Below are 18,763 nucleotides of genomic sequence, written 5' to 3'. Positions count from 1 at the left end.
CGTGGCGGTTCGGGAGATTTCGACGGATATCCGTCGAACCCTTCGATGGCCGGAGGGATCGGCCCGCCGGTCGCCCAATCGAGCAATTCCACCGTATGCACGATCGGAACGGACGCGCCGGAGCCGATCTGCATCATGCAGCCGATGTTCCCGGCCGCGATCACATCGGGGTGCTTGTCTTCCAGCGTAGCGATCTTGCGACGCTTCAATTCCTGCGAAATCTCGGGCTGCATCAGGTTGTAGGTGCCGGCGCTGCCGCAGCACAGATGCGGATCGCGCGGTTCCAGCACGGTGAACCCCGCCCGTTTGAGCAGGTCTTTCGGCGCGGCCTTGATCTGCTGGCCGTGTTGCAGCGAACAGGCGGAGTGATAGGCGACCTGCATCGCACCCTGCCCCACAGGGTCCGGCGCGCGGCCGGTCGGAACGCCGCCGACACCGTCGCGGGCGGGTCGTGGCGGCGTCACGAAGACGTGGTCCTTGGGCAGCAGATCCATCAGAACCTCCGACACGTCGCGGGTCAGTGCGGACACCCGCGCGGCCTTCTGCGCCAGCGGGTCGTTCCGGAACATGTGCCCGTAATCCTTGACCGTGGTGCCGCAGCCAGACGTGTTTATAACGATGGCATCCAGCCCCGCACCATCGGCTTCCTTCACCCAAGCCTCGATATTGGCGGCGGCAAAGCGGTGGCTTTCGTCGGTCTTGCCCATATGGTGGGTCAGCGCCCCGCAGCAACCCGCGCCCTCGGCCACGACAACCTCCGCGCCCAGCCGCGTCAGCAAGCGGATCGTCGCGTCGTTGATATCGGTGTTCAGCGCCTTTTGCGCGCATCCGGTCATCAGGGCCACGCGCATCTTCTTGTGTTCGGCCGGGAATGTCTGTGGATCATCGTTGCGGCTGACGGGCGGGATCGTCTTGGGGGCCATTTCCAGCATCGCGCGCAGGCGGACGTCGGGCATGAATTTGGCGAACGGACGCCCCAGTTTAGCGCCCAGCAGCGCAAGGCGGAAGCGACCGGGATAGGGCAGGATCTGCGCCAGCGTCCAGCGCAGCATCCGGTCCATCAGCGGGCGCTTGTAGGTCTTCTCGATGTGTTCGCGCGCATGATCGACCAGATGCATGTAATGCACCCCCGACGGGCAGGTCGTCATGCAGGCCAGGCAGGACAGGCAGCGGTCGATGTGCTTAACGGTCTTCTCATCCGCGTCGCGCCCCGACTCGAGCATGTCCTTGATCAGGTAGATGCGTCCGCGGGGGCTGTCCAACTCGTCGCCCAACACCTGATACGTCGGGCAGGTCGCCGTGCAGAACCCGCAATGCACGCAAGAGCGCAGGATCTCGTTCGATCGCTTGATGCCGGGATCGGCCAGTTGCGCGTCGGTGAAGGTGGTTTGCATGTTAGGCCCCGGCGGTCTGATGGTGGGTGGATCGGAACAGGCCCTTGGGGTCGAACCGGGCGCGTATTCCCGACGTCAGCGCGGCAAGGGCGGCATCCTCGGGCTGTGGATCGGGGGCACCGCGAACGCGGGTCGCGTGGCCTGCGAAAGGCCCCAGCCGGTCGCGCAGGTCGGTGCCTGTCGGCAACCGCAACCAGATCAGCCCGCCGCCCCAGTCCAGAAGCGAGGCCTCGGCCCCGGCGCGCGCAACGATGTCCGCCGCATGGGACGGACGAACGGAAAGCCGCCAGACATCGCCCGTGCCCTGCATCGCCTGCGCATCGCGTACGGCCCGCCAGACGGTGGCCGACGCGTCGGGGTCCAGTCGATCGACGGTTCCGAAGGGGGCCAGGACGCGCGACAGCTCTTTGGTGCGATACGCCACCGATCCGTCCAATCCTTCGATCCGCATCCAGGTCTGGGTGGTGGCGGGGTCGTGGGCGGCGGCGGTCACCTCGAACGGCGAAGACAGGCCCGCCGCCATGGCCCGCACCGCCTGCGCCACGTCCAACCCGGTCAACCGCAGCGTCGCCTCGGTCGCGGCCGCGGGCAGGATCTTGAAGCTGACTTCCGACAGGATGCCCAACGCGCCCCGCGCACCTGCCATCAGTTTCACCAGGTCGTAGCCGGTGACATTCTTCATCACCCGGCCACCGTTCTTGATCACGGTGCCTTCACCGTCGACGAACCGCACCCCGATCAGGCTGTCGCGACAGGCACCGACCTGAACGCGGCGCGGGCCGGACACGTTCATCGCGACCGCCCCGCCGATCGTCGGCACCCCGTCGGTGCCCAGCAGATTGCGGTGGTCCATCGGCTCGAACGGCAAGCGCTGGCCTTCGGCGGCAAGGGCGGCCTGCACTTCGGCCATCGGCGTGCCCGCCCGCGCCACGATGGTCAGCGCGCCCGGCTCGTAGAGTGTGATGCCGGTCATGCCGACGGTCGTCAGCGCCTCGCCCGGGCGCGGCGTGTGCCGCGTGGCCCCGCCGCGCACCGACAGGGGACCATTCGCGCCGCGCACGATTTCGGCCAGATGCTCTTCGCTCTCGGGTCTCAGCACGGCCGCGCCCCTTTCTTTGCTTTGCAAGTATTCGACCCCTCCGGAAGGGTCAGGCGCGACGACTGGCCGTGACATCCAGCGGGAAGACCTTGGCCGGGTTGAGCAGCCACTTGGGGTCGAACACGTCCTTGACGCGCAGCTGCGCCTCCATGTCGCCTGGGTTGAACTGATGGTGCATCAGGTCCCGCTTCTCGACGCCGACGCCATGTTCGCCGGTCAGGCATCCGCCGACCTCCACGCAGAGCTTGAGGATTTCGGCCCCCATCTCCTCGCAAAGCTCCAGATCGCCCGGCTTGTTGGCATCGAACAGGATCAGCGGATGCATGTTGCCGTCGCCCGCGTGGAACACGTTGCCCACGTCCAGCCCGTATTTCTTCGACAACTCCCGGATGCCGCGCAGAACACCGGGCAATTCGGACACCGGGATGGTTCCGTCCAGGCACATGTAGTCGTTGATCTGACCCATCGCGCCGAAGGCCGATTTGCGGCCCAGCCAGATCGCCGCGCTTTCCGTCTCGGAGGTGGACCGGCGCAGTTCGACGGGGTCGTGACTGCGGGCGATCTTCTCGATCACCTCCAACTGCTCGTCGATCTCGTCCTCGGATCCCTCGACCTCGACGATCAGCAGGGCTTCCACATCCGGATACCCGGCGTGCGCGAAGGCTTCGGTCGCGCGGATCACGGGGCGATCCATGAATTCGATCGCCACCGGCAGGACGCCAGCCTTGATGATGTCGGCCACGCATTCGCCCGCCGTCTCGTTGTCGTCGAAGGCGATCAGGACCGGGCGCGCGCCCTCGGGCTTGGGAAGAATGCGCAGGGTGGCTTCGGTCACGACGCCCAATTGGCCTTCGCTGCCACAGACGACGCCCAGAAGGTCCATGCCAGCGCTGTCCATATGCGCGCCACCGATCTCAACCACGGTCCCGTCCATCTGCACCAGCGTGACACCCAGCAGGTTGTTCGTGGTGACACCGTATTTCAAGCAATGCGCCCCGCCGGAATTCATGGCGATGTTGCCCGCGATGGCGCAAGCCAGCTGTGACGACGGGTCTGGGGCATAGAAAAAGCCGTCCGCCTCCACCGCGCCGGTCACGCTCAGATTGGTGCGACCCGTCTGCAAGCGGATGATGCGGTCGTCGTAGTCGACCTCCAGAACGTCCGTCAGACGCGCGACGCCAAGGATCACGCAATCGGCCGTCGGCAGCGCGCCCCCGGCCAGGGAGGTGCCCGACCCGCGTGGCACGACCGGAACGTCCATGTCGTGACATATCTTCAGCACTGCGCTGACTTCGGATGTGGAGCGCGGCAGAACGACCGCGAGCGGCGGGCATTTGTAGGCCGTCAGGGCGTCGCATTCGTAGGCGCGCGTCTCTTCCTCGGCATGGATGATCGCGTCGTCGGGCAGGACCTCGGAAAGCCGCGCGATGAGCTTGTCTTTTTTAGCGAGGGCGAACGGGTCGATCCGTGGCATTTCCATCGTGCGATCCTCCGAAACGGCAATATTGGTAAAATAATATAACCAATTTCGCAGAAGGCAAGCACAGATAGGCCTGCTAGGGGTGCGCCATGCTGACGCTTTTGATCGAAACCTTCGTGCCGCTTGACCTTGTGGCCGTCGCGCTGCTGCTGATCGGCTGGCTGGTCTGCAGCCTGATCATCGAACATCCGCCCAAGGGACGCGCCTCGGTAACGATCCTGATGCAAAAGTATCGCCATGACTGGATGGACGAGATGCTGACGCGACAGCCGCGGATCTTCGATGCCACGCTTCTAAGCTCCCTGCGGCAGGGCACGACCTTCATGACCTCCGCGTCGATGATCGCGGTCGGCGGTGTCCTGGCCATGGCCGGCAACGCAGAGCGGTTGGACACAATCATCATGGGGGTCGGCATCGAAAGCCACCCCGCCACGTTCTGGCAGGTGAAGCTGGGCCTCGTCGCACTCGTCCTGACCCATGCGGTGTTCAAATTCATCTGGTCGAACCGCCTGTTTGGGTATTGCGCCGTGGTCATGGCCTCGGTGCCCAATGACCCCGATTTGACGCACGCCCGCCCCCGCGCGCAGCAGGCGGCGGAGTTGAATATCCGTGCGGCAATGAACTTCAACCGGGGCCTGCGGTCGGTCTATTTCGCCTTCGCGGCGCTTGGCTGGCTTCTGGGGCCATGGGGCCTGATGGTCGCGGTGGCGATCACCGCACAGGCAGTGCTGTCACGGGAATTTGCCTCGACATCGCGGGACGTTCTGCTGGAAGACTAGGGCATGAGATATCTTATCCCCGCCCTGTTTCTTGCCGCACCCGCCCTTGCCGATCTGCCGGTGGTCGAGGGTGCGGTCGCTACGCAATCCTCCTCCGGCTGGTCGTTTTCGGTGTCGGTCCGCCATGCCGACGAAGGCTGGGACCATTACGCCGACGGCTGGACGGTCTTCGCGCTGGACGGCACCGAACTCGGCACCCGACTCCTGGCGCACCCCCATGTCGAAGAGCAACCCTTTACTCGGTCGCAGTCCGGCATCGCCATACCGGACGGTACGGAACGGGTTATCGTCCGCGCCCATGACAATGTGCATGGCTGGGGGCCGGATTTCGTGGTCGACCTGCCCCGCTAGCCGTCCGGCAGGTCCCGCCAGAGCGTTCCGTCGCGATAGCCGCCGCGCACCAGATGGCCGGGCTTGCGGACCTCGGGGAATTGCGCGTCCCAATCGCGATACCGATCGTTCGTCACGACCACCGCACCCATATCGCGCGCCATCGTCAGGATGCGTGGATCGGCCGGCTCGCCCTTGTGGACCACCAGAACGTTGTCCCGCGGAAGCGACAGGCGCAGGGCCAGCTTGTCGTGTTGATAGCGGCCGGTCAGCAGGTAACCGGCGTTGGCATCGAAGACGACGCCGATACCGTAGCCCCTGCGCTGCAAGGCGATGACGACGTCCTGAACCGCCTGGAGACCGGGTGCCCCGTCCTTCCAGTGCATGACATTGGACCCATCGAGAATGCCCCATTTCGAGGGGACTTTGGACGGTTTGCGCCGCCGAACGACCGTCCAGACCAGCAGGATAAACGCTGCAAACGCGCTGGGCCCCGCAATCAGGATCAAGTCACGCCAGCCCGGGAGGACGTAGCTTGCCGTGACGCCGAGGAGGGAGATCGTCAAGAGGAGGATCACGACGGTGATCTTCACCGCGCGTCAGCCCCGGTGGGCCCCGTCGGCAAGGGTTTTCACATAAGCCAGAACGTCTTGCACGCTGTCCCCCTGGGCGATGCGGTCCACGATGGCCGAGCCGACGACGCAACCGTCGGCGACGGCGGCGATGGCCTCGGACGCGTCGGGGGTCTTGATGCCGAAGCCAACGATCACCGGCAGATCAGTGCTTTGCTTGATGCGGGCCACTTCGGGGGCGACCTTGGCGGCATCTGCGGATCCGGTGCCCGTGATGCCGTTGATCGACACGTAATAAAGAAAGCCGGAGGTGTTCTGCAGCACCTTGGGAAGACGCTTTTCATCCGACGTCGGCGTGGCGAGGCGGATGAAATTCAGCCCCGCGGCCTGTGCGGGGGTGCACAACTCCGTATCTTCCTCGGGCGGCAGGTCCACGACGATCATACCGTCGATCCCGGCGGCCTTGGCATCCGCCAGAAACCGGTCGACGCCGCGTGAATAGATCGGATTGTAATACCCCATCAGAACGATCGGCGTGGTGTCGTCGGATTTGCGGAATTCCGTAATGAGATCAAGAACCCCCTGCAACGTCATCCCGCCTTCCAGCGCACGTTGACCGGCCAGTTGGATCGTTGGACCGTCGGCCATGGGATCGGTGAAGGGCAGGCCGATCTCGATGATGTCGACGCCGGCCCCCGGCAGGCCCGCCATGACCTTGGCGGTGGTGGCGGCGTCGGGGTCGCCGGCCATGATATAGGTCACGAACGCCTTGCGGTTCTGGGCCTTGAGCCGTGCGAAAGTGTCGTCGATGCGCGTCATATCGGGTCCCCGTCTTTTGCCACCGACCTGCGACAGGCACGGGCGGAGGTCAATGCACCATGGATCGGAACGCGGTCGGACCCTGCGAAAACGCACGTATGATCTGCGGGTGATCCACGGGTGATCTACGGGTGACGCAGAGCGGATATGGTTTGGATTGAATGACTTGCGGGCCGGGACGGATCTTGGCCCCCGAGACCCGTTTCGAGACCCCAAGCGGAGGCGCGATGACAATCGAGAGGGCGGGACTGGACGTTCGCGACAGCGCCCCCATATCGGGGTCATGAATTATTTGCTCGCTATCCTGCTGCCGCCCCTGTCGATCATCTTGGCCGGGAGACCGATCCTGGGGATCATCACCCTTATCATCTGGCCCTTCGCGCTGTTCTTTTCGGGCGGGCTGACCCACCCGATGTTCATCCTGCTGGCATGGTTCATCATCTTCGAGGGCCGCAACAAGGAGCGGTGATCGAGGCTTTTGGTCTGGAGTGCGGACGGAGCTGCCGTCTGGCGGCATTGCGTCACTGATCGTGCCGCTGCACTCTAAAGCCGTCACGACGAACTAAATTGCGCTTCAAACGGCCACCTCTTTCATGCAGGCTTCGCGTATTGATTATAGAGATCGCGGCGCTCGAGAAAGAGGTGTTATGAATCTAAGGTTTAGCGGATTGACCGATAGTCAAATGGTCAACCGATTTAAAATTATTTGGATTTTGGTCAGTGTCATAGCGTGTGTATACTTTTCTTTCTATGCATTCCCCAAAGCATTAAATAGCGATTCACCAGAGGACGTGACTTTAAATTTTTCTGTAATTGACGTCGTCGGAGATCAGGAAACTTCGACCCGATATTTTCCAAACCGCGGGCATTGGCGTGAGCGCTATCTATCCGGAGCGCAAGAAAAGGAATATCTCTTCGTCTCTCTTTGCGACATGATTCCTCAATATCAAAGGCCTAATTGTGATCCAAGTGATAACTGGATTAGTATTCCTATTTCTGATCTAGGCTGCACCAGCCTCGAAGATTGTGAGGTTTCTTCTCTAACAATTTTAGCTCACGACCGAGAAGATTTTTTGACAGGGGTGAAAACGCTAGATGGCTCGGCTATGCCTGGGACTGCTGATCCACCATTCTCGTTCGAAAATCCCAATTCTTGGGGTGTGTTGGCGCCGTTTTTGATGTTTCTTTTGACTTTCTTTCTTTCTATAAAATCTGGACGCACAGTCGGAGAGTTTTTATTTAAGCCGTATTTGGAAAAATAGAAGTCAATTGCACTTCGTACTAAGAACAGGTTTGAGAGGCCTAAATTATCAGTACAGATTTTCGCCACAAAGACGATACTAATTGGCGGGCTTGAAGTGAATACTGATTGAAAGGCTTAGGAAAGCTTGCGTCCTGTACCTTCGGACTACCGCGTTAGTCTAAACACCCCACCGCTAGCCCCGCCAGCCGCCCATCCCAAGGCTCGGGCAATCAGCGAGGGGACGGGATCGTGGGGTTCAAGCTGGGCGTCGTGGGTCTGGCTGACTTCGGCAAGACTGGCCGGTTGTGGAACGAAGACTGTCCAGCTGCGATTGCCAAAAGCAAGGCTCTGCGTGCGACCCGGTATTATGGCAGGGCGTTCTGGAAGCGCTGCACCGGTAACCACATGCGAGGCCGGATCGAGGGAAAGATGCGCTGCGTCGGGGCATTCGGTGAAGGGATTGCAGCGAAAGACGCTGACCGCCGAAATCCACATCCGCATCGCTCTTATGAACCAGTGATCCGCCCTCGGCACCGCCGAGATCGTTCGCGTGGCATGACGTCAGCGGGGACTGGGGCAGTCACGCCATGGGCGTGCGTTCCGCAAAGACGCCCGTCACGACACGTTGGCAGAATTGGCGTTCCGGGATGAATCGAGCCCTGGCTATTTGACGCCGCTTGCAAAGTCAGATCCGACGAACAGGCGCTGCAAGGCGAGGAATACGACGATCACCGGAAGGATCGATATGGCAAGCGCGGCCTGTTGCAGCGCCTTCTGATCCAAATCCTCAAAAGCACCCTGCAGCAGGTAGATGCCGACCGGAAGCGTCTGCAGGTCCGGCGCGGTTCGGGTGACCGTCATCGTCCAGATGAATTCGTTCCAGTGATAGACGAAGGAAAACAGCGTCAGCGTCGCGATTGCAGGTTTGACCAGCGGCAGCATGATCGATCGGAAAATGCGATACTCCGACGCGCCGTCCAGCCGCGCGGCCTCCAAAAGATCATCGGGAATAGCCATGAAGAATTGTCGCATCAGGAACACGCCGTACCACGTCACAGCGAAGGGCAGGCACAGCGCGGTATAGGTGCCGAGCAGGCCGCTGCCCCCTTGCCCCGCGACATCGTTGCCGCCCATCAAGGGCGCGAAACGCAGGATGAAGAAGATCGGAATGATGAACAGGAAGAACGGGAACATCTGCGCGCCGACGACCAGGCGGAATATCGACGCCCGGCCCGTGAAATCGTATTTCGCCAGAGCATAGCCCGCCATCGTCGAGGTCGACACTTGCAGAACGGTAATGATGCCCGTGACGATGATCGAATTGGCGAACCAGGTTCCCATCGGCAGGTCGCGAAACACGCGCGCGTAGACGCCCCATTGCGGCTCCGCCGGAAGATATCGGGGCGGATTGGCGAAGACGTCTGACGGGCCGCGCAACGCCCCGATGAACATGTCGGCAAACGGCAGAACCATGATCAGCGCGCCCAGGGACAGCAGCCCGTATTTGAGGATTTGCATCAGGACCGCTCCCGCAGGGCGCGGAACTGGATCAACGCGATCACCCCGATGACGGCGGCGAGGATCAACGCCGCCGCCGACGCGCGCCCCATGCGCAGATCCTCGAATGCCATGCGATAGGCGTAGAGCGCGGTGACGTCCGTCGCCCCCCGTGGCCCCCCGCCGGTCATGGCCAGGATCAGGGCGAAGAACCCCATGCCGGTGATGAAACTGGTGATGGTCACGAAGATGAAGGCCGGGCGGATGATCGGCAGGGTGATCGACCGCAACGTTCGCCAGGCCGTGGCACCGTCCAGGTTGGCGGCGTCATAGATGTCCTGATCGACGGCTTCGAGGGCGGCGGAGAAGATCAGCATGTTCTTGCCCGCGTCGTACCAGATCATCACCAGAACGACCGACACCATGGCCATCGTCGGATCCGTCAGCCAGTCGGGGCCCCGCAGGCCGACAAGACCGAGCATCCGGTTGATGACGCCGTATCTGTCATCGAGCACGAACTGCCACAGATAGGCGATCGCCACGATGTTGGTCAGCTGCGGGAGATAGTAGATCTGCCGCCAGACCGCCTTGCCCCGCGCCCGGCTGAAAACGAAGGCGAGGCCGAGTGCGAGCGGCACACCGATGACGACGAACCCGAACGCGAAGATGAAAGTGTTCACTAAGCTGCGCAGGAAATCGTCGTCGCGCGTCAACAGGTACTCGAACTGTCGCAACCCGACCCAGGACGGTGTGCCCAGCGGGTTCCAGCGGGTGAACGACAGGTAGATCGAGAAACCCAGTGGCAGGATCAGAAAGACGACGGCGAACAGCAGCAGCGGGGCCAGGAACAGCCATTGCGCCCTGCCCGCGCCGACCGGACCGTCCCCGGCGTCCACCGTCAAGCGCTCAGTAGAACTCGGACAGGATATCCTCGACGTCGCCGTCCAACTCCTCCATCGCCGGGCCAGCTTCCGCGTCTCCGACGATCACTTCCTCCAGCGTGCGCGCGATGAGGCCCTCGAGTTCGCTGGCCTGCATCACATTGGGCTGACTGATGGCGCGGTCATCCGCCAGCGCGGCGACGAAAGGTGCGGTGAAGGCATCCGCCTCGGGCAAGGCGGCGGTATCGGCGGACGATGCTGTCAGCGCACCCAGTCCGTCCAGCATTTCCGCCATGCACGATGGCGCGCCGTCGCGCGGTTCGTTCAGATGGCGGACCAGATCCCAGGCGGCATCCGACCGGTCGCTGGCGCTGTCGACACCCATGAAGAACGCGTATTGCATCGTCTTCCAGTCCTCGCCCATCGGGATGGCACTGACGGCGACGTCCTCGTCGAACCGATCGCCGAAGCCTTCACGGATGGCGCTCTCGTACCAGTTGGCCATGATCATCATGCCGATGCCGCCAGCCGGAAAGTCGTAGGCGTCAACTGACAGGTCGGTGATCCCATCCTGCACCATGCCTGCCATGAGGCCCGCGGTCGCCGTGGCGGCGTCGCTTTCCAACATCGCCTCAGACCGGTCGTCGGCGTAGATGTCGCCGCCCTCCGAATAGGTCAGCGCGTAGAACGGATGCACCAGACCGGCCCCGGAGGAGCTCTGCGCGAAGGCGAAGCCAGCGGTCTCGATCCGGTCCTGATCGTTGCGAGTGGTGATTGCCTGAGCCATCTCGCGCATCTCGGCCCATGTCGTCGGCGGCGTGTCGAATCCCGCTTCGCGCAGCAGCGCCATGTTGGAGACCAGCATATAGACGGACACTTCGGTCGGAACGCCCCAGAGTGTTCCGTCGATCGTCGCCGCATCGACCGTGCCGGCGGAATAACCGGCCGTCACGAAATCGGTCACGGCCGCGGGCGGCGTGGCCAGGACACCGTTGTCGACCATTTGGGCGGCCCAGATCGAGTAGACGTTGTAGATGTCAGGGGCCTGTCCCGCCAGGCGTCCGGTGAGGACCGTCTGCAGGTAATCGCCATAGCTGATCTGCTGGTACTCGGCCCCCGGACCATCGGTGCCGTAGGCATCGAGGCAGGCGATCAGGGGGGCGGCCTGTTCCTGCGTGTAGTGCATCGCGACTGTCAGCGGGCGTTCTTGCGCGGTGGTGGGTGCTGCAAGCAGGGATGCCAAGCAGAATGTGGATCCGAGGAATTTTGACCGAGTCATCTTCTTGCCTCCAGGCAGCGAAATCACTGTTCCGAAAGAAAATTAGAGCGGGGTCGGGGGATATCCAGTTATAGTTCAAAGTTGGTTCTGCTATGCGGGCTGATCCGAAGTTTGACTTGGTGCCCCTTTGGGAAAGCAATTTTCTCCCTTTTGGCGACGCCATCCACGTCTCCCATATCGGCATCTCCGTCCCGGACATGGACGCATCTTTGTAGCCCTACTCCGAGGTCACGGGCTTCTATGTCCTGGCGGCCCCGAGCGAGGTAACCGAAGACGGCAGCGCCATCGGTGTGATTTGTTCGGGCGCGGTTGGAATCAGCTTAGGAGTGCGCATCTGTCGACGGCTGACGGGTTCGGGTTCGACCTGTTCGAGTTCAATGGCAACGACGAACCCGACGAGAATGTCGCGTATCGCCGGCACGGCACGTTCCATTTCGCAGTGCCGGACCCGAGCGTCGAAAACCTGCTCGAAAAGATTGTGATATCGTCTTTGACATATTGAGCGGCGACATGCTGAACCGGTCGTTCACGGGTCTCAAGACGGGCAAAACGCTCGTCTCGATCAAGGGTCAGGACATTGATGGTTTGGCTGCCAGGCACTGCGTCCAGGTCGAAGGAGTCTTGACGGAGCCCGACCGTAGAATGCCGGCAGGCTTGGGAAAGCCTACACCTTCCATCGGCGATACGTTCCGCGCTATGGAACGCTCCATGACGCAGCGTCACCCTCGCCAGACTTCGCAGTCAAAACACGCAACCGACGCAGTGCTGCTGTCGCGGGTCGCCGCAGGCGACATGGCGGCAATGCGGACGCTCTACATGGCCCATGCCGATGCGGTGAGGCGCTTCGTTCGTTCGCGCGTGCACGACGAGGTGGAGGCATCCGACATCGTTCACGACACCATGCTTTCGGTCTGGCGCGCCGCCGGCGGCTTCGACGGGCGTGCCAGCGTCCTGTCCTGGATGTTTTCGGTCGCACGCAACAAGACCGTCGACCATATCCGCAAGCAGGCCCGCGTGACACTTGGCGCGCCCGATGAGGAGATCGCCGATGGCGACCCAGATCCGGAGGCCATCCTCGGTGCCGCTCAGGACGCCGCCCGGTTGCGAACCTGTGTGGAGGCGTTGCCCGAACGGCAGCGTGCGGTAATCCATCTTGCCTATTTCGAGGAGATGACCTGCGCGGCGATCGCCGACATCGAGGCCATCCCAGAGGGCACGGTCAAGAGCCGCATCTACCACGCCAAGCAGCTCCTCCTCCGCTGCCTGACGCGGGGGCCGCGCAAATGATTTTGAACCCAATGGCCGCTCGAACGACCAACAGTGACAAACTGCGGATGCCGCGAGGGAGAAGGCCATGACGACCAGGACTGACGGTCTGGACGAAGACGCCCTCCGCGCCCATCTGCGCGGGGACGCCACGCCCGAGGAAACGACCCGGATCGAGAGCGCGGCTGCGGGAGACCCTGCCCTGCGCGCCGAACTGGCTCTGATGGGCGGATTGAAAGACGCGCTCGCATCCGCGACGGACGGACCGGACGCCCGAGAGTTTGGCTGGAGGCGCCTGGAAGCCGAAATCTTGAAAAACTCCGCGACCGTTCCGGCAGCCCCTGCCAGGCGGGCCCATCTCTGGCGCGTCGCGGCCCTGTTCCTCGGCGCTCTCGTCCTCGGCCAGGGCACCTACATCGCGCTTGCGCCGGGCACAGGCGACACTCCGTCCTTCCGCACCGTGTCGGAGGACGCGGCCATTCCGTTCGGCCTTGCCGTGGGATTCGCCGCCTCGGCCGAGATGGGCGCGGTCCAGACCCTGCTGGACGAGCTGGAGGCGCGCATCGTCGACGGCCCGGGAGCGATCGGTCTTTACCGTCTGGCCTTCGAGACCGCAGCCGCGCGTGATACGGCCCGTCAAACGCTCGCAGCCTCGCCTCTCGTCGACCTCTTGGCCGAGGAGTGAGCTCATGCGCCATATTCTGATCCTCTGCCTTGCCCTTGCCGCCTGCGTCCCCGCGGGCCAGCCCGGGCGGGACCCCCGCGGCCCGGCCTTCGCCGTCGTCGATCCGCGTGAGTTGATCGTTTTGACGGCCGAGGATCCGCAGATCCTGATCGAACGCGCCAAAGCTCTTGGCTATACGTTGCGCGACATCCATCGCCTTCCGGATCTTGCCGACACGCTCGTGGTTCTGCGCATCCCAGTGGGCACCACGATCCCGCAGGCCATCGATGCGATCGAGAGTGCCGTGCCGGGCGTCACCGCCGGGGCGAACCATATCTACCGCCTACAGGTCGGGGCAATCGGCGACCGGGATTACGCCGCAGCCATGATCGGCTGGCCGGCCGGCGGCTGCCGCGCCCGGATCCGGATCGGCCTGATCGATGCAGGCGTCGGGTCAGACCATACCGGCCTGGCCGATGGACGGATCGAGCAACGCGCCTTCAATGACAGCATAGCGCCCCCCGCGACCGATCACGGCGCGCTCATGGCGGAGCTTCTTGTCGGACCCGAACGGTTGCACGACACCGTTCTTTACAGCGCGAATGTAATAGACCCCGATCGCGGTGCGGGAGATGCCGCCGGGGTCGTGTCAATCCTGCGCGGCGTGGACTGGTTGGCGGCGAACGGCGTGGACATCGTGAATATCAGCCTGGCAGGGCCGCGCAACAAACTGATGGACCGCGCCCTTGGGCGTGCTGCCGCCGATGGCATGGTGCTTGTCGCTGCCGTCGGCAACCTTGGCCCCGGTCAGCCGCCCCAATACCCGGCCGCCTTTCCCTTCGCGCTGGCCGTCACGGCGGTCGACCGCGATGGCGACGTCTATCGCCGAGCAATTCGGGGCCCGCATGTGGACATCGCGGCACCCGGCGTCGACATCCTGGTGGCGTCCGAGAACGGCGTCACCGTATCCAGCGGCACCTCCATGGCCGCACCCTTCGTCACCAGCGTCATCGCCGCCGACCCCGCCCTGGCCGATCTGAGCCTAGACGCGCTTCGGGCCGAACTCGCCCGCCGCGCCACGGATCTTGGAGCCGTCGGGCGCGATACGGTTTTCGGAGCCGGGCTCCTCAGAGGGCCTGCGCGCTGCTGACACTCGGTCGTGCCGCGCCCGGCCCGCCTGACCGGCCCGCCGAACTGACCGAACTGGCATGTCTGGTGCATCCTCCCGCTCCGACACCGTCCCCGATCGGCGGTCCCAAGACACATAGACGGGACGCCGGATCGCGGCTGGGCAGAGGACGCGCGAGCCCGCGAAATCTTTTCCTGAATTTCTTTGAACCATGGGCCGACTCCGCACGACCAACGGGTATCTAACCGGCCTGAGAGGCACGCATCGGGGCACAGACCGCAGATGTGAGTTTGGACGAAGGCCGGGGAGGGAACGCAACATTGACACCAATTCGAATGGAGAACCCCATGTCCGGCATCACGAACAACATCCAACCCATCGACGGCATCACGATCGAAGGCTCTGACCGCGGCGAGCTCATCTTCGGCTCCTTCCGTGATGACCTGATCGACGGCAAGGGCGGCAACGACCTGATCCTGGGCTTGTCCGGCGACGACACGATGTCGGGCGGCGAAGGCGAGGACTCGATCTTCGGGGGATCGGGAGCAGACCGCATCATCGGCAATACCGGCAACGACCGGATGCTCGGCGGCTCGGGCGACGATATGCTCGTCTGGAACAACGGCGACGGATCGGACCTGATGAATGGCGGCCGCGACGATGACCGCGTGCAGGTCAACTTCGACACCGATCTGGTGAACGACGACCTGCAGAACAAGGACGTGGCGGAGTTCTCGACCACGGCGCAAGGCGTGCAGTTTGCCCGCATCGAGGTCAACGACCAGACCGAGGTCGGCCTGTTCCAGCTCGACATCCGCGAAACGGAAGCGTTGGAGACGAACTTCGGCGGCGGGGATGACACGGCCGTGATCGTGGACGACGTGCTGGATCAGATAGTGCTCGATCTGGATGGCGGGGACGGCGTGGACACGCTTGACCTGAGCCAGGCCGCGGCCACGGTCGGGGTGGACCTGCAAAAGGGCACGCTGGGCCAGTCGACCGCCGTGAACTTCGAGAACGTGATCGGCACAGCGTTCAAGGACAAGATCAAGGGCGACCGGGAAGACAACGTGCTTTCGGGTCTTGCCGGTGATGACCGGCTCAACGGCCGCGGCGGCGACGACATCATCGCCGGCAACACGGGCAACGACCGCATGTTCGGTGGCGGGGGCGACGACCTGCTTGTCTGGAACAACGGCGACGGGTCCGACTTGATGAATGGTGGCAGCGGCTACGACCGGGTGCAGGTCAACTTCGACACCGACCTCGTGAACGACGATCTGCAGAACAAGGATGTGGCCGAATATTCCGTGACCGACACGGGCGTTCAATTTGCCCGGATCGAGGTCAACGAACAGACCGAGCGGGGATTGTTCCAGCTCGACATCCGCAACACGGAGGCTTTGGAGACGAACTTCGGGGGAGGCGACGATACGGCCGTGGTCGTGGGCGATGTTCTGTCGAAGGTCTTTCTCGATCTCGATGGTGGGGCCGGCATCGACACGCTCGATTTCAGCCAAGTCGCAGGGCCCGTCAGCGTCGACCTGTCGGACGGCTCGGTCGAGGTGGATAACGGGGGCGGCCAGGACGCCTCGGCAGTCGACTTCGAGAACGTCATCGGAACCGACAGCAACGACGTCATCCGGGGCAACGACCAGGACAACGTAATCCGCGGTGGGAGCGGTAACGATATCATGACCGGCGGTGCCGGTGCGGACACGTTCGTCTTTGCCGAGGGGGAGGTGGGCGTCGATGTCATCCTCGATTTCGAGGTTGGCGTGGACCGTATTGTCTTCGAGACCACGAACCCGGATGCAACGCCGGAGAATCTGCTCGCCAACCTCAGTCAGGTCGGTGACGACGTCGAATTGTCCATCAGTGGGCGGTCGATCCTGATCGAGGACACGAGCGTGGCGGACTTCAGCGCAAGCGATTTCCTGATCGCATGAGTTTGTTTTAACGAGTACCTCGGATTTCGTCCGAGAGCGTATGGCCCCGTCAGTCTGTGACTGGCGGGGCTTGCCTATGGTCCGCAAATCGTTTGCGGCGCGCGAGAATTCAGAAAAGGTGGCGGTTGTTATAGCAGCCTGAAGCAGAGCGGCCGGCGACGGACGAAAGGGTGCGCCTGAATGGCACAGACGCCACCACGTTCGGATCCACCCGCGCCGGTGACGCACCTCGCAGCAGAAGACGCGCTGAGCGCCTGAAGCTGCCTAGGGTGAGGGTCGAGAACCTGTCTGACCGGCCGCCTTTGGCTGCTGACCAAACGCATCCGTTCGTGCCGCGTGCAGAGTCGACCTCGATGGGCTCCAACATGCTTTCGGTGCCACGGCATGTCTGCATGACGCTTCATCTTCCCACAGCCCCACCGACCTTGTCGCCACGTGCCGCCCATCGTAAGGCACCGGCAATCAGCGAGAGGACGGGATCATGGGTTTCAAGATGGGCATCGTGGGTCTGCCGAACGTCGGCAAGTCGACCCTGTTCAACGCATTGACCAAGACCGCCGCGGCGCAGGCCGCGAACTTTCCGTTCTGCACGATCGAGCCGAACGTGGGCGACGTGGCCGTGCCGGACGCGCGTCTGGATACGCTGGCCGAAATCGGGAAATCCAAGCAGATCATTCCCACGCGCATGACCTTCGTCGACATCGCCGGTCTGGTGAAGGGCGCGTCCAAGGGCGAGGGGCTGGGCAACCAGTTTCTGGCCAACATCCGCGAGACCGATGCTATCGCCCACGTCCTGCGGTGTTTCGAGGACGGGGACGTCACCCACGTCGAGGATCGTGTCGACCCGGTCGAAGATGCGGAGATCATCGAGACCGAACTGATGATCGCCGACATGGAGAGCATCGAGAAGCGGATCGCCGGCCTGTCGCGCAAGATCCGGGGTGGCGACAAGGAGGCGGTCGCGCAGGAGCGATTGCTCAAGGCGGCATTGGTGGCGCTGGAAGATGGTAAGCCTGCGCGCACGATCGAGGTGGCCGATGACGACCGCAAGGCCTGGAACATGCTGCAGCTGCTGACCTCCAAGCCGATCCTGTATGTGTGCAACGTCGACGAGGCGTCGGCGGCGACGGGCAATGCGATGTCGGAGGCGGTGGGCAAGATGGCCGCCGCGCAGGGCAACGCGCATGTCGTCATCTCGGCCCAGATCGAGGAAGAAATCGCGCAGTTGGCCCCAGAGGAGGCCGCCGAGTTCCTGGCCGAGATGGACCTGGAAGAGCCGGGGCTGGATCGGTTGATCCGGGCCGGTTACGAATTGCTGGCGCTGGAGACGTATTTCACGGTCGGTCCCAAGGAAGCGCGCGCCTGGACGATTCCCCATGGCACAAGCGCACCCAAGGCCGCCGGTGTGATCCACGGCGATTTCGAGAAGGGTTTCATCCGGGCCGAGACCATCGCCTATGACGATTTCGTCGCCCTGGGCGGGGAAAGCGCGGCCAAGGAGGCGGGCAAGATGCGCGCCGAGGGCAAGGCTTACACCGTCAAGGACGGTGATGTGCTGCACTTTCTGTTCAACACCTGAGGCGCGCGCGGGCGCGTCCCGCATGCCACGCCCCGCCCCTGATATCGGATCACACGGCATTGTGACCTTGAGATTTGGAAAGGCCTGTGGCCCTTGTTCGTTGACCAGATACACCGTGCCCCTGCCGGCGCGCCGAAAAGTTTGCTTCGAGGAGATGTCACGATGAACAGACGTCAGATGATCACAGGCGGTGTCGCCCTTTCCCTGTTCGGCGGAAATGCCGCCATGGCGCAGGCCATGCGCCCCGATTTCCTGCCCGTCGAAGTTGCGATCCGGCCCGACATCGCCCCCAATGAGCTGCATGTGCTGCCCGACAGCTTCATGCTGTTCTGGACGATGCCGGGGGCGCGCGCGATGCGCTACATGGTCGGCATCGGCCGCCCGGGCCTGTACGAGTCGGGCGAGTTCTTTGTGGGGGCCAAGAAGGAATGGCCCAGCTGGACCCCGACCAATTCGATGATCGAACGCAACCCGGCCTACGGGGAGTGGAAGGACGGCATGCCCGGCGGTCCGAACAACCCGCTGGGTGCGCGCGCGCTCTACCTGTTCGAACCGGGCCGCGGCGATACCTTCCTGCGCATCCATGGCACGAACGCGCCCGGAACGATCGGAACAGCCGTGTCGAACGGTTGCGCACGTCTGGTCAACGATCAGGCCGTCGATCTGTACAATCGCGTGCCGTTGAAATCGCGCGTCGTCCTGCACAGCCAAAGCGTCTGATCGGATACGGCGGAACCACCTGATGCTTCGCGCCCCCGTCCGCTGCCTGCGGTCGGGGACGTTTTCGTTATGGGGCATGGGAC

At 63.2% G+C, this 18,763-nt stretch carries 19 protein-coding genes and 1 pseudogene; 11 read left to right on the top strand and 9 right to left on the bottom strand.

Translation table 11 applies throughout. The annotated features are described in order from the left end of the window. The 3 genes from glcF to JDO7802_RS02910 form a co-directional block, all read right to left on the bottom strand. Positions 1-1,394 (bottom strand): glycolate oxidase subunit GlcF (gene glcF, locus JDO7802_RS02920; RefSeq protein ID WP_083480981.1); only part of this gene is annotated, 1,394 nt, incomplete at its 3' end. Between the two features lies 1 nt (position 1,395). Beyond that, entirely contained in the window at positions 1,396-2,490 is a 1,095-nt protein-coding gene (locus JDO7802_RS02915; protein ID WP_055083000.1) for an FAD-binding protein, read from the bottom strand. A gap of 52 nt (positions 2,491-2,542) precedes the next feature. Next, complete coding sequence (locus JDO7802_RS02910) at positions 2,543-3,973, bottom strand: FAD-linked oxidase C-terminal domain-containing protein (RefSeq protein ID WP_055082403.1); 1,431 nt, start codon at positions 3,971-3,973, stop codon at positions 2,543-2,545. 89 nt (positions 3,974-4,062) lie between these two features. Here JDO7802_RS02910 and JDO7802_RS02905 point away from each other — a divergent pair, with 89 nt between their 5' ends. Beyond that, positions 4,063-4,752 (top strand): DUF599 domain-containing protein, encoded by a 690-nt coding sequence (locus tag JDO7802_RS02905; RefSeq protein ID WP_055082401.1) that lies wholly within the window; start codon positions 4,063-4,065, stop codon positions 4,750-4,752. A gap of 3 nt (positions 4,753-4,755) precedes the next feature. Beyond that, positions 4,756-5,103 (top strand): hypothetical protein, encoded by a 348-nt coding sequence (locus JDO7802_RS02900; protein ID WP_055082400.1) that lies wholly within the window; start codon positions 4,756-4,758, stop codon positions 5,101-5,103. Here the strand turns inward: JDO7802_RS02900 and JDO7802_RS02895 are convergent. Further along, positions 5,100-5,675, bottom strand: coding sequence for an NYN domain-containing protein (locus tag JDO7802_RS02895; protein ID WP_306455342.1), 576 nt, complete (start codon positions 5,673-5,675; stop codon positions 5,100-5,102). The two genes, JDO7802_RS02900 and JDO7802_RS02895, sit on opposite strands and share 4 nt — an antisense overlap. 6 nt (positions 5,676-5,681) lie before the next feature. Continuing rightward, a complete protein-coding gene (trpA, locus tag JDO7802_RS02890) occupies positions 5,682-6,473 on the bottom strand; it encodes a tryptophan synthase subunit alpha (protein ID WP_055082398.1) in 792 nt (263 codons plus the stop codon). Positions 6,474-6,756: 283 nt separating this feature from the next. On the opposite strand from trpA, the gene JDO7802_RS02885 reads away from it, so the two are divergent. The 3 genes and pseudogenes from JDO7802_RS02885 to JDO7802_RS18450 form a co-directional block, all read left to right on the top strand. Continuing rightward, on the top strand, positions 6,757-6,942 hold the full coding sequence (locus JDO7802_RS02885; protein ID WP_055082396.1) for a hypothetical protein: 186 nt from the start codon (positions 6,757-6,759) through the stop codon (positions 6,940-6,942). Positions 6,943-7,066: 124 nt separating this feature from the next. After that, positions 7,067-7,735, top strand: coding sequence for a hypothetical protein (locus JDO7802_RS17875; RefSeq protein ID WP_144430490.1), 669 nt, complete (start codon positions 7,067-7,069; stop codon positions 7,733-7,735). A 272-nt stretch (positions 7,736-8,007) separates the two neighbouring features. Next, positions 8,008-8,236: pseudogene (locus JDO7802_RS18450) on the top strand (IS5/IS1182 family transposase); the annotation flags it as partial. Positions 8,237-8,379: 143 nt separating this feature from the next. Here JDO7802_RS18450 and JDO7802_RS02880 read toward each other — a convergent pair. From JDO7802_RS02880 to JDO7802_RS17870, 4 genes are all read right to left on the bottom strand, one after another. Next, positions 8,380-9,234, bottom strand: a complete 855-nt coding sequence (locus JDO7802_RS02880) for a carbohydrate ABC transporter permease (RefSeq protein ID WP_055082394.1) — start codon at positions 9,232-9,234, stop codon at positions 8,380-8,382. Further along, positions 9,234-10,109, bottom strand: coding sequence for a carbohydrate ABC transporter permease (locus JDO7802_RS02875; RefSeq protein WP_055082996.1), 876 nt, complete (start codon positions 10,107-10,109; stop codon positions 9,234-9,236). Before JDO7802_RS02875 ends, JDO7802_RS02880 begins: the two co-directional genes overlap by 1 nt. Positions 10,110-10,119: 10 nt before the next feature. Continuing rightward, positions 10,120-11,337, bottom strand: a complete 1,218-nt coding sequence (locus JDO7802_RS02870) for an extracellular solute-binding protein (RefSeq protein ID WP_187298081.1) — start codon at positions 11,335-11,337, stop codon at positions 10,120-10,122. Between the two features lie 274 nt (positions 11,338-11,611). Continuing rightward, positions 11,612-11,806, bottom strand: coding sequence for a hypothetical protein (locus JDO7802_RS17870; RefSeq protein WP_144430489.1), 195 nt, complete (start codon positions 11,804-11,806; stop codon positions 11,612-11,614). A gap of 65 nt (positions 11,807-11,871) precedes the next feature. Here JDO7802_RS17870 and JDO7802_RS02860 point away from each other — a divergent pair, with 65 nt between their 5' ends. The 6 genes from JDO7802_RS02860 (at position 11,872) to JDO7802_RS02835 (ending at position 18,680) form a co-directional block, all read left to right on the top strand. Then, the gene (locus JDO7802_RS02860; protein WP_144430488.1) at positions 11,872-12,660 is read left to right on the top strand and encodes an RNA polymerase sigma factor; all 789 of its coding nucleotides are present in this window, start codon (positions 11,872-11,874) and stop codon (positions 12,658-12,660) included. A gap of 67 nt (positions 12,661-12,727) precedes the next feature. Then, complete coding sequence (locus JDO7802_RS02855) at positions 12,728-13,324, top strand: hypothetical protein (protein ID WP_055082386.1); 597 nt, start codon at positions 12,728-12,730, stop codon at positions 13,322-13,324. Positions 13,325-13,328: 4 nt separating this feature from the next. Beyond that, entirely contained in the window at positions 13,329-14,453 is a 1,125-nt protein-coding gene (locus JDO7802_RS02850; protein WP_055082385.1) for a S8 family serine peptidase, read from the top strand. 326 nt (positions 14,454-14,779) lie between these two features. Then, positions 14,780-16,381: a calcium-binding protein gene (locus JDO7802_RS02845; protein ID WP_055082383.1), complete on the top strand. Its 1,602-nt coding sequence runs from the start codon at positions 14,780-14,782 to the stop codon at positions 16,379-16,381. A gap of 481 nt (positions 16,382-16,862) precedes the next feature. Beyond that, on the top strand, positions 16,863-17,960 hold the full coding sequence (ychF, locus tag JDO7802_RS02840) for a redox-regulated ATPase YchF (RefSeq protein WP_055082381.1): 1,098 nt from the start codon (positions 16,863-16,865) through the stop codon (positions 17,958-17,960). 162 nt (positions 17,961-18,122) lie between these two features. Continuing rightward, complete coding sequence (locus JDO7802_RS02835) at positions 18,123-18,680, top strand: L,D-transpeptidase (RefSeq protein WP_055082379.1); 558 nt, start codon at positions 18,123-18,125, stop codon at positions 18,678-18,680. Positions 18,681-18,763 lie beyond the last annotated feature (83 nt).

The sequence above is a fragment of the Jannaschia donghaensis genome (genome assembly GCF_001403795.1).
Taxonomy (GTDB): domain Bacteria; phylum Pseudomonadota; class Alphaproteobacteria; order Rhodobacterales; family Rhodobacteraceae; genus Jannaschia; species Jannaschia donghaensis.
The sequence above is the reverse complement of the archived record's forward strand: the minus strand, read 5'-3'. Positions and strand labels throughout refer to the sequence as shown.

Bases quoted from the DNA above. Each gene is read 5' to 3' on its own strand.
- JDO7802_RS02910 (WP_055082403.1), bottom strand. From the start codon at position 3,973: ATGGAAATGCCACGGATCGACCCGTTCGCCCTCGCTAAAAAAGACAAG.
- JDO7802_RS02905 (WP_055082401.1), top strand. From the start codon at position 4,063: ATGCTGACGCTTTTGATCGAAACCTTCGTGCCGCTTGACCTTGTGGCC.
- JDO7802_RS02900 (WP_055082400.1), top strand. From the start codon at position 4,756: ATGAGATATCTTATCCCCGCCCTGTTTCTTGCCGCACCCGCCCTTGCC.
- trpA (WP_055082398.1), bottom strand. From the start codon at position 6,473: ATGACGCGCATCGACGACACTTTCGCACGGCTCAAGGCCCAGAACCGC.
- JDO7802_RS02885 (WP_055082396.1), top strand. From the start codon at position 6,757: ATGAATTATTTGCTCGCTATCCTGCTGCCGCCCCTGTCGATCATCTTG.
- JDO7802_RS17875 (WP_144430490.1), top strand. From the start codon at position 7,067: ATGCAGGCTTCGCGTATTGATTATAGAGATCGCGGCGCTCGAGAAAGA.
- JDO7802_RS02880 (WP_055082394.1), bottom strand. From the start codon at position 9,234: ATGCAAATCCTCAAATACGGGCTGCTGTCCCTGGGCGCGCTGATCATG.
- JDO7802_RS17870 (WP_144430489.1), bottom strand. From the start codon at position 11,806: ATGGAACGTGCCGTGCCGGCGATACGCGACATTCTCGTCGGGTTCGTC.
- JDO7802_RS02855 (WP_055082386.1), top strand. From the start codon at position 12,728: ATGACGACCAGGACTGACGGTCTGGACGAAGACGCCCTCCGCGCCCAT.
- JDO7802_RS02850 (WP_055082385.1), top strand. From the start codon at position 13,329: ATGCGCCATATTCTGATCCTCTGCCTTGCCCTTGCCGCCTGCGTCCCC.
- JDO7802_RS02845 (WP_055082383.1), top strand. From the start codon at position 14,780: ATGTCCGGCATCACGAACAACATCCAACCCATCGACGGCATCACGATC.
- ychF (WP_055082381.1), top strand. From the start codon at position 16,863: ATGGGTTTCAAGATGGGCATCGTGGGTCTGCCGAACGTCGGCAAGTCG.
- JDO7802_RS02835 (WP_055082379.1), top strand. From the start codon at position 18,123: ATGAACAGACGTCAGATGATCACAGGCGGTGTCGCCCTTTCCCTGTTC.